Annotated in this window: 9 protein-coding genes; all 9 read right to left on the bottom strand. The window is 41.5% G+C overall.

The features are described 5' to 3' along the window. Positions 1-1,269, bottom strand: a complete 1,269-nt coding sequence (locus tag I2I04_RS10300) for a sugar MFS transporter (RefSeq protein ID WP_185911448.1) — start codon at positions 1,267-1,269, stop codon at positions 1-3. Next, positions 1,266-2,237 carry an ROK family protein gene (locus I2I04_RS10305; protein ID WP_195654961.1) on the bottom strand — a complete coding sequence of 324 codons (972 nt, stop codon included), beginning with the start codon at positions 2,235-2,237 and terminating at the stop codon, positions 1,266-1,268. The genes I2I04_RS10300 and I2I04_RS10305 overlap by 4 nt, the downstream gene beginning before the upstream one ends. 34 nt (positions 2,238-2,271) lie before the next feature. Continuing rightward, positions 2,272-3,900 (bottom strand): Tat pathway signal sequence, encoded by a 1,629-nt coding sequence (locus I2I04_RS10310; protein WP_185911449.1) that lies wholly within the window; start codon positions 3,898-3,900, stop codon positions 2,272-2,274. A gap of 283 nt (positions 3,901-4,183) precedes the next feature. Continuing rightward, positions 4,184-5,800 (bottom strand): sulfatase, encoded by a 1,617-nt coding sequence (locus I2I04_RS10315; RefSeq protein ID WP_008021433.1) that lies wholly within the window; start codon positions 5,798-5,800, stop codon positions 4,184-4,186. 101 nt (positions 5,801-5,901) lie between these two features. Further along, positions 5,902-7,902, bottom strand: coding sequence for a heparin-sulfate lyase HepC (gene hepC / locus I2I04_RS10320; protein ID WP_195654962.1), 2,001 nt, complete (start codon positions 7,900-7,902; stop codon positions 5,902-5,904). A gap of 66 nt (positions 7,903-7,968) precedes the next feature. Next, the gene (locus I2I04_RS10325; protein ID WP_195654963.1) at positions 7,969-9,273 is read right to left on the bottom strand and encodes a DUF4995 domain-containing protein; all 1,305 of its coding nucleotides are present in this window, start codon (positions 9,271-9,273) and stop codon (positions 7,969-7,971) included. Positions 9,274-9,463: 190 nt separating this feature from the next. Then, on the bottom strand, positions 9,464-11,137 hold the full coding sequence (locus I2I04_RS10330) for a RagB/SusD family nutrient uptake outer membrane protein (RefSeq protein WP_195654964.1): 1,674 nt from the start codon (positions 11,135-11,137) through the stop codon (positions 9,464-9,466). 14 nt (positions 11,138-11,151) lie between these two features. Further along, on the bottom strand, positions 11,152-14,307 hold the full coding sequence (locus tag I2I04_RS10335; RefSeq protein ID WP_195654965.1) for a SusC/RagA family TonB-linked outer membrane protein: 3,156 nt from the start codon (positions 14,305-14,307) through the stop codon (positions 11,152-11,154). A gap of 26 nt (positions 14,308-14,333) precedes the next feature. Then, the gene (locus tag I2I04_RS10340; protein WP_195654966.1) at positions 14,334-16,532 is read right to left on the bottom strand and encodes a surface glycan-binding family protein; all 2,199 of its coding nucleotides are present in this window, start codon (positions 16,530-16,532) and stop codon (positions 14,334-14,336) included. Positions 16,533-16,548: the final 16 nt, after the last annotated feature.

Raw genomic sequence — 16,548 nt, forward strand, 5'->3', positions numbered from 1 at the left:
TCAACGTTGTTTGAACAAATCTTTCAGACGAACGGTCTTGTTATTAATCAGTGGGCGTGCCCAAAAACCGATAAAGGTGATGTATCCTACGAAAACAAGGATAAACAGCATACCTGTGCGGAGTGATGTAGCATCTGCCAGCGTACTCACAATCATCGGACCACCGGCACCACCTACGATTGCCGAACATAAAATACCGGCGAATGAACCGTGATGCTGTGAAGCAGAGTTCAAGGCCAATGAGAATACAATGGAATACATCATGGAAATACTGAATCCGACAGCAGGAAAAGCGATCATAGATACTTCCTTGCTTCCGAACAATGCCGATAATAATAGGATGATGGTCAGGATTCCGGAGATTTGCAGCAATCGCTTGCTGTCAATCAACTTGAGTAGAATCATACCTACGAGACAGCCGGCTGTCATCAATCCCCAGAAATAGCTCACGGCTTGCGCACCATCAGTTTGCGGATTGACTCCGTGGTATTGTTCCAGGAAGGTACTCATAAAGATAGAAGTTCCCTGTTCCGTACTTACGTAGCAGAAAATCCCCAGGAAAAACAGCCATACATATTTCTGTTTGAATAAAGCCAGATATGAATCTCTGGACCCGCTTTTCTCATCTTCTTTCAATTCGATCTTGGGAAAGCGGGAGACACCGACGGCAATCAGCATTACTAACAACAGGATGGTGAATACCCAGTAAAGAGATACCCACGGCATTTCCCGTGGGGTGATATCGGCCAACAAGTCGATAAAGAAACCTTTACCGGCTGTATAGGTTGCCGGGTCAAGTTCACGAATCAGATAAGTATATACCAGAGGGCTTAGGAAAGAAGCGATGCCAAACATGAATTGTGCCAGTTCGGCTATAAATGCATAGTTTTCTTCTCCTCCTACAGTACGCTGGAGCGGATTCAATACAGTTTGCAACATGGCCATTCCTAATCCGATGATGAAAGAAGAAGCTAATAACATCGGATAAGTATGCATGCAGGCAAACAGGATGGTGCCGATGAACGGCATCAGGAAGCCACCGAATAATACCGGTTTTTCACCGAAACGGTCAATGAGTAATCCGGCAGGGATAGACATGATGGCGTATGCCAGGAAGAAAGAGGTCGGGATAAATCCCGCCATTGCCAGGTCACTTAGATTGAAGTTGTGGATGATGTCTGGAATGAGTGGTCCCAGAATATTAGTGATAAACGAGATGGTGAACCAGAACGCCATAATCAGCGCCAACATTCCTAAATTCTTTCTCATAATTTAATCAGGTTTGGAGCAGATAATTGAGTAAATACAAGTGAAGCCGCTCCAATACTTCCGGCCTTGTTTCCAAGAGCGGCAGCTATGATTTGAGTATTCACAGCACAGTCGGGGATGGCATAACTACGTGCTTTTTCGCTTACTTTCTGAATGTAAAAGTCTCCTGCCTCGGAGAGTCCTCCACCAATCACAATCTTTTGCGGACTGAAGATATTGATAAAGCCTGCAATTCCGTGTCCCAAAAAGTCGCAGTGTTCTTCCAGTGATACTTTTGCAATCGGATCCCCTTGCTTGTAAAGACGGACAATTAATTCTCCGTTAATCTCTTCATTCGGGTAGGAGATACCTGCGTCTGCTATTCGTTGACTGAAGCGGCGTACCAAAGCGGAAGTGGAAGCATAGTGTTCCAGACAGCCGACAGAGCCGCAAGCACACGGTTCACCATTGGCAATGAGAGGTACGTGTCCCAGTTCTGTTCCCCGGTTGGCATAACCGTTGAACAATTTGCCGTCGATGACTACTGCGCCTCCAATACCTGTTCCTACCGTCAAGAAAACAACATGAGTGGCTCCCTGACCGGCTCCGTACATTGTTTCTCCCAGTCCCATCAGATTGGCATCATTTCCCAATAAAGCCGGAAGTCCGGTTTCCGTTTCAATGCGGTCTGCCAAGTGAATGTTTTCCCAACCGTTGATATTTTCCGCACCTCCTAATACAATACGGTTCGTACAATCCACAATGCCCGGTGTTCCGATTCCTATACCATCAATTGTGTAGTCTTTTTCCTGTGCAAAGGTTTTCACTTCATTGATAGCAGTAACCAACTGTCCGATGACAGCTTCTGCTGATACATCGGCTTTCGACGGTAACTTCCCTTGAAAGTAAAATACGCCTTCATTATCAATAAGGGCGTATTTTACAGAAGTTCCGCCAAGGTCAATTCCTATAGCGTATTCTTTCTCCATGCCACGTTTATACTTGATACTTAATACTTAAAAACTATACTCTTTCCGCCCAGATCGGTGAACTCCAAGCCCATTGTCCGTCACGTTGGCGAACGCGTACATAGTAATAATCCGTATCTCGCTGCGGCTCTTTATCTTCCATGTAGTGTTCCAGAGTGAAACAGCTTTCCGGCATGGCACGATTGAAGAGAATAGCCTCACTCAACCAACCGATCATGAAGTGTGAACGTGAACCTTCGAGCAACTCGCCCAACGTATGTTCAAACTTCTTGCCATTGAATTCGGCAATGACCTTACCGTCTTTGGGCATTTCCACATCAAGGATTACAGCTTGCATGGCTGCTGTAGTCGTATTCGGATTCTTGCTGCTGTACATATCCAGTTCGGTTTCCTTGTCACCAACGGATACAATACGGTTGACATGTGTGTGGAATTCAGTTTCACCTTCTTGTGGAGAAGTGAATGCTGCGCCACGGAAACAAGGAGTTACACTATGAATCTGGCCTTTGTCTACCGACAGTTTTCCCTGCCAATGTACGTATTTCTCTTCACGATTCCAACCAAAATCAACTTTAACTTTGCAACGTACCGTATTACCTTCCGGAGCAACGGGAGTCAACGGACCACTCATACGAGCCAAAATCTGCCCGTTTTTTACAATATCTACGTAGTCGATACAGCTTTCACCTGTGACATTCAGATAGATACGGCGGCTGTTACCGCGAACTACATCACCCATGAAAGCATCGTTGAGGCGGAAGTCGATAATAATCTTATCACCGGTTGCGGCACATACGTGACGGGTACGCAGAGCTTCCCAAATGGCGTCGCGAGTCAGTGACGGAGCCATGATACCGATGCGTCCGTCGCCATAGCTTCCCGGATAACCGGAGTGTTGGTCGGTAGATGCCATGATACCAAACTTATTGCCCAATTCAAGACCATATTGAATGGTTCCTTCCCATTGGCGTGGTCCCATATCATGCAGATAGGGATAGTCTCCCTGATCGCTTTCTGCCAGACCGTGACGGGAATACATTTCTACGAATGGAGTAATATCTCCTTCGGTAAAGCATTTCCAGTTGTAACCGCGATAACCACCCTGATAACCCATGTGGTGCGGGGTAACGAATACCTTATGTCCTTTTGCTTTTTCTTTCCAGTCTTCGATTGAAGTACATTCTACAAGTGGTGCGTCCAAATCATAGTTCAGCGCAACATGGTCTCCATGTTCCATACTATGAGCTTCGTATCCTACAAAAGTCAGGAATTCACCTTCCTTGTTATACTCATTTGTCATTTTTACATACTTCTCATAGCCGCCTTCACGCAAACGCTTAAAAGCTCCCGTGTGGTAATCGATCACCCATTTCAAGCGGGGATCATCTGCTCCGGGAATATCCGGCCACATAGCATGAGGAGTAACACTAACAAAATCCAATTGTCCTTTCGCTGCTTCAAAAGCATCGCGCATGTCGCCGTGTCCGTATGTGATGTTACAGTGGTTGTGTAAGTCGCCCCAATACATTTTGAGGTTGCTGGCTGATGGCATAATTTTCTTAGCCTCTTTGCTTCCTGCTGCGCAAGAACCGAGCAAGCTGCCTGAAGCTGCCAGTCCGAGGAAAGACCAGCCTGTGTTTTTTAAAAACTTTCTTCTATCCATGATATAATTGTTTTTGGTTAATCTTTATTTATATAAATGGGGATTTAGCGGTTAGGCTGAAAGCCTTACAATTATATATTTATTGGGGTGCCCTGAAAGGGCTTAATTATATAGCGTAGGGCAACGTCCTACGTAAAAACAGCAATCTGAATTTGCGCCCTGAAAGGGCATAATTGTATACGGTTCCGCCCTTTCAGGGCTTGTGGCCGATGTGTCTTTTTCGTAGGGCGTTGCCCTACGCTATGTAATTAAGCCCTTTTAGGGCACTCCGCAAAATTATCATTTAGCGATTTTTCATCAGTCTTCTGTCACCTTTGAAAAGAACCTTTTCCTTTTCATCCGGGTCTGTATCTTTATACTGTTTTTGAGTTTCCTGAAGCAGTTGCATCAGTTCTTTTTGTTTTTCAGCATATTCCGGTTTGCCGAAGACATTGTTCATTTCTCTTGGGTCGGCTTTCATGTCATACATTTCCCATTCGTCGATGTCGTTGTAGAAATGAATCAATTTGAAGTCTTGCGTGCGTATACCATAATGACGCTTCACAGAATGTTCTGCAGGGTATTCGTAGTAATGATAATAAGCAGCTTTGCGCCAATCGGCAGGAGTTTTGCCTTCATTCACCAATACGGGTTTCAGGGAGGCCCCTTGGATATCTGATGGGATCTCTATTCCGGCAAAGTCGAGGAATGTGGGAGCAAAGTCCACATTCATGCTGATGGCATTGCTGGTACTTCCTGCTTTAATTGCTTTCGGATAACGGATAATAAGCGGCATGCGTTGACATTCTTCATACATGAAGCGTTTGTCAAACCAGCCATGTTCGCCAAGGAAGAAACCCTGGTCGGAGGTGTAGACAATGATTGTGTTGTCCAGTTCACCAATTTTTTCGAGATAATTCAGCAGGCGGCCGATGTTTTCGTCTACTGCCAGAACTGTCGCCAGATAATCACGCATATATTGCTGATATTTCCAGCTGATTAATGATTTGCCTTTCAGGTCACCTTTGCGGTATTCGGCAATGCGTCCGGCATATACAGAATCCCATTTATCCTGAACTTCAACAGGCATACGTTTGTATACGCTGTAAAGACGGTTGGTGGTATCTTTCAGCATCTCTTCACGAGTCAGCAATTTGAGGTCCCAGTCGTTTGTCAGTGTATGTTCGATAGACATGTCCTGTTCACGGGCTGCTCTTCCGCGGCCTTCATAGTCGTCGAACAGATTAGCCGGTTCCGGGAAAGTGGTATTGTTGAATATACCCAGATGGCGGGGAGCAGGCATCCAGTTGCGGTGCGGAGCTTTCTGATGATACATCATGCAGAAAGGTTTGTTCTTGTCACGACCTTCGAGGAATTCAATGGCTTTATCAGTGATAATATCCGTGGCGTATCCTTTTTCTACAATATGCTTCCCGTTTTCCCAAAAATCAGGGTCGTAATAGTCGCCTTGTTCGTGTTGGCCGCTAAGGATGCTCCAATGATCGAATCCTTGCGGTTCACTGATAAGATGCCATTTACCAATTATTGCAGTCTGATATCCGGCTTGTTGAAGCAGTTTGGGGAATGTCTGCTGATCTCCGTTGAACGTACTTGCGTTATCGGTAAAACCATTCTCGTGGCTGAACTTACCGGTGAGGATGCACGCGCGTGAAGGTCCTGAAAGAGCGTTGACAGCGTAGCAGTTGTCAAAACGGATACCTTCGTTGGCAATCCGGTCCATGTTAGGAGTCTGAATCAAATTTCCTCCGTAACAGGACATTGCTTGAGTGGTATGGTCATCCGTCATCATAAAAATGATGTTCGGTTGTCTGGTCTCTTCTTTCTTTTGATTGCCGCAGGAAGCGAGACTTAGTGCAGCTAGTGGGAGGAGTAGGGCAGAGGGGGTGTAATAGTTTTCCATAATGATGAAGGGGAGTGACTAAAAAGTCGGTTGCATCTCCAATTCCCTTCCTTCCGGAAGGAGGAGAAATTGAGATGCGACCGACTTTTTAGTCAGCTTTATTATAGTTTGTATTTTAATGACTGTTTCTTTCCGTTTACTTTCACTTCTACTTCCAGTCCGTTTTCATCGAACGCTTTGTTCTTGAACTTAGCTGCAAATTTAGGGGCATCTGCGCTCTTCTTAACTGGGTAGATAACTGTGATGTAACGTACAGCTTCTTCGCCGTCTTTCTTCACGTTGAAAGATACATTCATACGTTTGTAACGTTTGCGATAAGCAGTTGAGCACCATCCCGGTTCTTTCTTCATCGTCATACCGTCGGGACCGAAACATTGCAGTTTCATGTTGCTTCCGTCTTCAAATTGTGTCAGGAACGTCATGTCTTCGCGGCTGTTGGCAATTTCTCCTTTTGGCATTTGATAGTGAAGATTGATGGAACCTTTGGCGCTACCGGTCATTTCGTCTACAATGACAAAGTAAGTGTTGTCAACAAAGAAAACAGAACGACGGTGTTTCAGGTTCTTGTAACTAGGATTTTCGGTCACTAAAGTTTGGATAGCACCTTCCGGTTGCCACAATTTAGTCACAGATTCTGTCGTATCCAAGTTCTTGTTGTTCAGCGTTACTGTGTTGTGAACACAAGTTTGACGGTGCCAGTTGCGTTGTTCCATCACTTCGCCTTCACCGGCATATACATACGAACCAGAATCCGGGAACAAATTCTTGCCGTTAAACCAAAGTTCAAACGTTCCGTTATCCGGCTGACAATGCCAGAATGCTTTCGGACCTGCTTTTACTACCATTTGCGTAGCATCCATTCCCCATGAGTTACGGAATACAAAGAAACCTGATTTCAAGAATCCTTTAGACATATAATCCGGCAATGCACCTTCTTTACCTTCAGTTGCGAAGTATTTGATAGCCTGGTTTTTCGGGAACAGTTTACTCCATGCTTTGTAGTTTTTCACCATTTCTTTCTTTGTTGTCAACTTAGCATCGCTGAAACATGGATTGGTATAATCAGGGAAAGAAATGTTTGCGTAGAACATAATCATGCTTTCGATAGTATCCAGATAATCCTGTGGGAATTCTTTACGGAATCCGTTCGCATCCGCGATACCTAATGCCTTGCAGAAAATGTTGATGGCTGCCAGATGATAATGTGGGTCGAGTTCGAACTGTCCGCCGTCTTCGTATACCTGTACATGAATTTCACGGTTCAGAATATCGATACCGCTTTTTCTCCATGCCGGAGCATCTTTGAATTCAGGGAAGAAAGCACCGGCGTAGATCATACGTTGAGCTTCAAACAGCAAGTGGTTACCTTGATCGGAATAATTAGCAAGGATATGTATAGCATGTTTGTGATAGTTCACCAGGAATTCTGTCAGGAAGTCCGGAGTGAAAGAAGGAGAAGGGAGGAATAACTGGAATTGTGAGGTTTGGTCCTGCAGACGATTACTAACTTCCAGCGGACGCCATGCGAAACGTACATTTTCTACTTCACCTTTGATTTTTCCATCACTTATCAGCTCATATTCTTTCTTGTTCATCTTTACCAACGGATTCTTTTTGATCCAGTCGATATACTGATGTGCCCATTCTTTAGCATATTTCTCGTCGCCGGATATGCGATAAGCCTTTCCCATCGGAGTGAACCATTTGTGGCGGTGCAACTGCCAACGGAGTTCATTGTCTTTCACCGGCCAGTATTGCCAATTGATGTCTTCTCCATAGTTGTAAGAAGGCTGATAACCTTTATGTACGAAGAATGTATGTTTCAATCCGTCATCTGCCCATTGTTGCTCTTCTTTGCTGATAGTCACTTTGTTCAGATTGATATCCGGAGTTTTTACATTGGTACGTGCACGGTAATAGTCTAATAATGCTTTGGCAGCATCCTCGTCTTTACCTTCCTGATGCAAAGCTTTCACTTTCTCCAATCCCGGATAGTCCAGGTTAAGAATTGAAAAGACTTCGCTTTTCAATTCTTGGGCACTAGCTTTGCCTACAAAACAAGCGATTGCCAGCAGAACGATATACTTTAAAGTTTTATTCATGATATAATTTACGATTTTACGATTTACTATTTACTATTTACGATTGAGAACACTCTTGCTTTTGTATTATTGGATCACTCTCAACTCTCCATTCTCAACTCTCAACTTCTTCAATTCCATGAATCTCTTCAATGCTTCCAGATAGTAATAGTCAGCGTAGTTTAGTGGAGTGTCGATTTCAGAACCGTTGGGCAGTGAACCGACAGAGTGCATCAGAATGAAACCTTGATTGTCACCCACTTTTGCAAGATATGCGTCGCTTGACAAACTCTTCAGAATCTTTTCCGCATAATCCAGGTATTTCTGTCCGTCGGGAACCATGGTGCTTAGTTCGATCATGGCAGAAGCAGTGACAGAGGCAGCAGATACATCGCGTGGAGTTTCTTTAGTTACAGGAGCATCATAATCCCAGTAGGGAATGGCATCCTCCGTTTTTACGCGGTCCATAATCATATCGGCTATATCCTTTGCAAAGTTCAGGAAAATGCTGTCATTGGTTTCACGGAAGCAAGCGGTATATCCGTATATAGCCCACGCTTGTCCGCGTGCCCATGAAGAATCATCGTTCTTTCCTTGGAAAGTTTGTTTGCTTTCCACTGTACCGTCGTTGTTATAGCTTATTACATGCCAGCAGGTATAATCCGGACGGAAGTGATTATGCATGGTAGTCATAGCATGTTTGATAGCAATGTCTTTATATTTATTGTCACCTGTCGCTTTTGCTACGTTGAACAGAAGATCAAGGTTCATCATATTGTCGATAATAACCGGGAAATTCCATGTTCCGAAATCCCATGAACGTATAGCGCCGATAGAATCGTTGAAACGGCCGCAGAGGTTATCGGCGGTTTCTCTCATTACAGCAGCAATGGTGTCGTTGGGTGAAAGACGTTCTGCATTGCCATAGCTGCAGTTGACCATGAATCCTAAATCATGTGTACCTTTATAATAGCGTACCGGATTCAGCAGATTTGTATATTGGATGGCTTGAGTTTTCAGTGTATCGTTTCCTGTCAGTTCGTATGCATACCATAATGAACCAGGGAAGAAACCACTCGTCCAGTCATAAACGTTGCAGAGGCGGCGTTTGCCTAGTTGGTCAGCAGCGGGTTGTGCGCGTAGTGAATCTTTGAATGTTAACGAATCTCTTTCCAACTGACGGCAAAGGAAATCCATGTCATAGCCGGTACGGATGGAGCGTGGCAACATTCCCGTACCACTAACCTCTTCAGCAGAAAGTTGTAATTGGGCAGAAGCTACATCCAGTCCTTTTTTTATCCAACTGTAGTCTTCCTTTGGGGTTGTCTGGCACGACGCAAGTGCAATACTAACCGAAGCAAAGAGAACAAGTTTCATTTTCATGTTATTCATTTTAAGTGATTGTTTTTAGAAGTTTTGTAACTGATGCAAAAGTAACTGAAAGGCAAAACTTTCCGTTGCAGGATTGTCCAAAAGGTGTTTGAACTCTGCTTTTCAAGTTTTGATTTTGTTGAAAAAGGTTTTAAATTTCTCCAATATGCCCTAATTAAGGCATATTGGAGAGGATTTATGGAGATTTTTGTTACCAACCAGGATTTTGTTCAAACTGGGTACATAGGTCCTTTTCACGTTGTGGAATAGGCAGTAACTCGTGTTTGTTTTTCTCTGTATATTTATATAACAGGTATCTGTAATTATCAGCAGAATCCCACCAGTTCGCTAAGGCAGCGTTCGTTTTTTGTATGGTTTCATAATAGATGCCCCAACGAACTAAGTCCATGCGGCGATGACCTTCAAAAGCCAATTCATAAGCACGCTCTTTTCTGACCGCTTCACGGAAACTATTTTCATTTAAGTTTGAAAGATCACAGCTTCCTGTATTGCTAGGATATCCATATCCACGACGACGAACTTCATTAATTGCGGCATAAGCCTCTGTAGTAGGACCATGTTTCCATTCGTTCAAAGCTTCGGCATAAATAAGTAACACGTCTGCATAACGTAGGAAATACCAATTAGCATTTGATTTATCATTATTGATAATGCCACCTGTCTTTTGATATTTTATAAGGTCCCATTTAGCTGGTGTATAGTTTTGTTTCTCTTTTTGAGCTTGAGTAGGATCTTGATCTTTTAATTTTGCAGATTCTTCCGTATCACTTTTACCTTTAGCCCACAACACATAATCATCATCATACTTATAGTTAGCTATTGATATGTCACGACGTTTGTCATTCGCATTTTTGCCATCTCTCCAATCAAGAACGAATGTATGAACTACTTTCATATTTCCTGCACAACTTCCCCGTACACCGGCGATAGCTGTTGTTTTTACTCCGTTCCATTTGCCAATACGTCCTACGGGATCTCCTGAACCAGATACAGTAGGAGAGTAGAATGAAATCTCAATTAAGCTTTCTGTAGGATCCCATACACTGCTGCAAGTGTTTTCCCATAATTTTTCGTAATCACGCAATAATGAGTGTTTACCGGATTCTATGAGGATACGGGCTGTCTTGGCAGCGTCTTCCCATTTAGCGGTATTTTGTACAGGATATCCTGCCCATGTAGCATATACTTTTGCCAAGAGACCAAGTGCTGCTCCTTTACTAAAACGATATGATGTGTTATCGCGAAGTTGATCATCGACAGCATACGGTAGTACTTCACTAGCGTAAAGAAGATCGTCTTCAATAAATTCATATACTTTGTCAGGAGTGGCCTGCGTATAAGTGGTGGGAGCTTGATAAGACATCTCTGTGTTGGTAATCAGAGGGATATTTCCATAACGACGTACTAACTCGAAATAGAACATAGCTCTTAACGCTCTGGCTTCGGCTATATAAAGCGTTGCTATTTTTTTATCAGTAGCAGTATAACTGTCTATTTTTCCACTGATACGTTCCAGAAAATCGTTTGCTCTGTAGATACCTTTATAAAGTACTTGCCATGTTTGTTGAATTTCTACTTGGGTAGTAGGAAAAGCATTATTAACAATGATACGATAATTCGTTATATCGGAGCCTTCTCCTTGAGATATATCTGTTCCCATGTTGAACAAGAAAGATAGATGATACCCGTATGCAGCATCTTCAACAGTTGTACGATATACTCCTAATAGAACATCTTGTGCTTCTTTAGCATTAGTCATGTAATTCTTCTTTTCCATTTCGCTTCTTGCCTCTTCATCTAATGAGCATGAATAAGGTAAAATGCACAGAATGGACATCGCTATGTAATATATTAATTTCTTCATATTATTTTCTCATATTAGAACTGTAAATCAATACCAAATGTAAATACTCTACTTTTAGGATAAGCACCCCAATCCAGTCCGGGGGTCATAGGACTCTTGCTAGCTGTACTTACTTCCGGGTCATATCCACTGTAGTTGTTAAGACAGAAAAGATTTTGTCCGGTAGCATATATACGAAGCTTGGATGCATGAAAACTCCGAGTCCATTTATGAGGAAGTGTATATCCTAGCGTAATATTCTTCAAACGCAAGAAAGAACCATCTTCTACAAATCGTGAATACACATCATTTACTACGTATCCGTTATAGCTAGGTACTTTGTTTGAAGCATTTGTCGGACTCCAACGATCTGCCACTTCTGCTAATTGGTTTCTGCGTTGTGTGTTAGTTTGAGTTGCATACAAACGGGTTGCATTATAAATGTCATTGCCATAGTTAAATTGCAGCATAAAGCTAAAGTCAATACCTTTATAATTGAATGTATTGGTGATACCACCATACCATTTAGGCAAAGCATTACCGATCACTGTACGGTCTTTAGTTGTTATCACTCCATCACCATCTTGATCTTTATATTTCACCGCACCTGGAGCCAATCTGTTTCCAAGACTAGGATTGCTCGTTACACCTTCTTTTAAGACCAAAGTACTGGAACCCGGAACAGAATAGAAATCAGAATATTGATAGATGCCATCAAATTCATATCCGTAAATCAGACCCAGAGATTGTCCGACGATAGCCATATAATCATATGATGTGAAATTGCTATCGAAGCCAGAACGTGCTTGCATATAATCTACTCCGGATGCCAGTGACTTTAATGTGTTTCTGATAAATGATATATTAAAGTTGGTTTGCCAGGTAAAATTCCGGGTTTGAATATTGGTGCTGTTCAAACTTAATTCGATACCTTTATTTTGGATTTTTCCTACGTTTTGCATTTGTGAGTCAAATCCTGTAATATGTGCCAGTGATTGTGACAATAACAAGTCTTTTGTATTTTTGATAAAGAATTCAGCTGTTACATTTAGACGGTTGTCAAAGAAGCCTAAGTCAATACCTAAGTTGGTTGTGTTTGAACCTTCCCATTTCAGATTCTTATTTCTGAGTTGTTTCGGATTTAAAACAGTAACGCTACTATTACCTATGCCATATTTATTTGCTTCATATAGATCCAAAGAAAGATAGTTAGGAATATTATCGTTTCCTACAGTACCCCAACCTAAACGAATTTTGAAATTAGAAATCCATTTGACATCTTTCATGAATGCTTCTTCTGATACACGCCATGCTGCAGAGAAAGAAGGGAAGAATCCCCATTTCTTATTTGACGAGAATACGGTAGAACCATCGGCACGTACAGTTGCCGTAAATAAATAACGGTTATCGTAATTGTAGTTAGTACGTGCATAAAATGATAATAACGTTTTATCATAGAAAGTACTTTCAACCTTACTTGGAGTTGCGCCTAACCCCATGTTGTCATTTTCCATCTGATCGAAAGGGAATCCCATTGCTTCACCCAGCAAATACTCTGTGCTTCTGTAGGATACTTCATGACCTAACAATACATCATAATTGTGTTTCTTTACCTTTTGTTTCCAGGTTAAAGTGTTATAGTTAGTCCAACGTGCATCGCGTTGCATTGTTGTCCGTCCATAAGGTTGTTCGCCATTACGATATGCTTCCTTAGAACCATTCTTGTAGAATATGTCAGTACGGCTATTGGTTGTATTATATGTTCCGGCACTTTTAAAAGTAAGACCTTTGATGATTTGCCAGCTAACAGATGCGTTTCCTGACCACATTTCACCACGTTTATTGTTAGTTACGGATTGGGTTTGCATAACAGGGTTAACCTGTGCCAAACTTTCACCTGTCTCCAACATTTCCGGGTCAATAGCAGAATGCAATAATTCTTCATCGGTCAGTTTATTCCCACCAGTGGGACGTGCGCTAAGAATTTGAGCTAACATATTGAAACGTCCGGAATCTGCTGTTGTTCCTACACCTTTACGATTGGTTAAAGCATAGTTAATAGTAGCATTGAATGATATATTTTTATTGATCTTCTGATCTATGCGGAATTTAGCTGTTGTTTTGTCAAAACCGCTGTTGTTAAAGATACCGTTTTCTACATAACGAGAAAAAGCTGCATTATATTGTGTGTCATTGCTACCACCTCTAAGAGATATATTATGATCTTGTGACCAAGTCGGGTTGAAAGTTTCTTCCTGCCAGTCTACCCCTTTTACACCTACATAATCTTCTAGCGAATGGTATCTGATAGGTTTTCCGTTGTCGTCAAATTCTTTGTCGGAGATATAGCTGTTTAAAAGGTCACTATTCACTTCACCTTGCAGTTTCACAAATTCGTAGGGAGATAATACATCTAGCATTTTAGATATTTTACGGTAACTTGCAGAACCGTTGTAGCTAATTTGTGGTCTACCACTTTTCCCTGATTTTGTTGTAATCATCACAACTCCATTAGCTGCACGTGCACCATAGATGGCGGAAGATGAAGCGTCTTTGAGCACCTCAACAGATTCAATATCAGAATTTGATATATAATCAATATCGTCCACCTGAAAACCGTCTACAATATAGAGAGGGCTTGAATCACCTGTCAGACTTCCTACACCACGAATATTAATGTTGAATCCTGCACCAGGAGTACCATCTGTAGAGGTGATTTGCACTCCGGCAATTTGTCCGCCTAATGCACCTGCTACAGAACTAGTTTGGAAACCTTCAATATCTTTGGCGGCAACAGAAGCAACAGAACCTGTCAAGTCGCTACGTTTCATCGCGCCGTATCCAACAACTACCACTTCATCCAATGCTTGGTTATCCGGAACCATTTTTATATTAATGGATCCCTGGCCATTGAATTTTAGCTCTTGTGTTTTATAACCAATGTAAGAAATGGTAATGGTAGCTCCTTTTTTTGCTTTTAAAGTAAATTTACCATCAAAGTCTGTAATAGCTCCTGTTGAGGTGCCTTTAGCTTGTATCGTTGCTCCGATAAGAGGTGTATCTGTTTCGTCTACAATGACACCTTTTAAAGTTAATTCTTGAGCATATACGCTGATTGTGAGCATCAGTGCTAAGAGGGTAACCCACCCTCTTATGCTTATTGATTTAATTAGATTGTTTATGTTATACATAATTTCTATTTTTAACGTATTAGTATTTAGAAGTTAGGATCGAACCAGATGATTAGCGGGAATACCTGACTACCTTTCTGAGGATCTATTCCATTTTTATCGAAAGTCATCTGGCCTGTGAATACACCATTAGGATACTCTCCGTCCAAAACCCATTTGTTTGGATTCAATTTGAGGGCGAGTCCATTAGTCGGATCAACATATCCTATAGCATAACTTAATGTGTTTTTATTTTTATCTATATTGCTATAATAGGAAATGGCGTTTCTGGAACCTGTATTAACTCCTCTGCCGGAATCTTCTCCGAATTTAGTCCAAAGTGTATTCAAGAAGTTGGAAGTTTTAGGATCACCATTAGTAAATGTACCGCTAATTGCCGTATAATTGAATGAACGTCTATAGTCTAAAGTGAACGATGATAAAGCTTCCGCATCTATACCTTTAATAGTTGGTTTTTCAGAATAAGTGCTGTTGCCAATTGTTTTTGGATTAACCTGGAATACAAATGGGTTATATAATACATGAACACCGGCTACCACCAAGTCATAATGTATAAATACAGGTACTTCCAGTGAGAATTCAGAATCTTTGTCTTCACCAACAGTGGCTGTTACAAAGAAGAATCCTGAACCGTTTGTGGCTGCTGGTTCTTTTGCGTCTAATCCTGGCCATATAGCATTGGTAAATGAGATCTTACCATTCTCATCTATTTCCAACTTATCACAGTTCTTTCCATTTCTGATGCTCCATCGTACATTTTTTCCTGTGATGTCTGTTGTAGGAGCAGGTATTGTGAATTTACTTAGAATGGTAGTAGCATTAGCAGCTTTGTCTACTGTGATTCTAAATTGGTTGGCGTTGCTTTCAGCATCTACGCCTATATTATTTCCGTAGCGTATAAAACTGAACTTATTCGGATTATTCTTAACCTTCAGGTTGAATGACGCTTCTTTTGAATTTTTAGTATTAGATGCAGTGACTGTAATGATATAGTCTCCGTTTGGTATGGTGTGACCTTTCTTTGCGGATACTACTCCATTTTTGTCAACAGACAACTGTTGTCCTAAATCATCCTTCAATGTGAACGTGATACCATCTCCTTCAAGTCCTTCATCAGGAGTTACTTTTAATGGTGACGATTCATATATTTCTACATTAGCAGGATAGCTAAAGTTTGCTACAGGCACAATTCTGTTGACTACTTTGAGAGTGTATGCATTGTTGAATGATACTCCATCTGTAGCATATTTGTTTGCTACTTTTACAGATATAACATATTCCTGACCGATTTCAAAACCGTGATGTTTATCTACTGAAAGTACACCTGTTGTTGGGTCAATCTTAATTTTGTCCGTTGATGGTTCAATGCTTTCAATAGAATAGGCTATGTTTTCCAAAGAGCCTTTCAACATTGGAGTTTCGCTTTTAAAAGACGTTTCCGGTTCTTCTGCTGTTTCAGCTTCTATCAATCCTTCGTTAGGTTCATAAGTCAATCCTAAAGGTTTGGAGGTAACGTTGATAGTTAATGCGTTCTCAAAAATGCCTTCGTCTTCAGACGATGCGCCTGTAGTGAGTTTTAATGCAAGAGTATGTATTCCCGGTGCAATATCACTTCCTCTCACAATCGTTATTTCTCCTGTTTGAGAGATATTGAAGAATGAAGAAATATCACTTTTGGCAATTGCATATTTGGTAATGGATACATGATTTCCATCAGTTTTTACTTGTGCAGTAGGTAATTCTTCCGTGCTTTTTGCGTCTGAAACAATACTGTATTCTATTTGGATCTCATTAGGTTCTACAGTAATACCATCTGGTACAGGTTTCATCATGTTTACTTCTACAATATTCTTATATTCATGATAAGAACCGCCGGCCATACATGAAATGGATATTTTATATAAACCTACCGGGGTGTCCTTTGCGCTGTTGATTTCAATAGCACCGGTTTCTTTATTGATAATAAAATCACTACCCGTATAAGCCTCACCATTTAATGTGATACCTGTGATTGTAAAATCAGACGGAACGCTTCCTTTGTAAGAAGGTTCTGAAATTATCCCGCTCATCGATGGACCTATATCGGTCATGCCCAAATAATAAAGTGCAAAATCTGTAGTGTCAGTGGTATCCTCATCTGAACAGGATGTATAAGTCATAACTAATACAACTGCCATCAAGACACCTAAAAAATGCGAAATGTCTTTTAGTAATTTAGATTTCATATTATATGATTGTTAG

It is taken from the genome of Bacteroides sp. 1001136B_160425_E2, assembly GCF_015559655.1.
Lineage (GTDB): Bacteria > Bacteroidota > Bacteroidia > Bacteroidales > Bacteroidaceae > Bacteroides > Bacteroides luhongzhouii.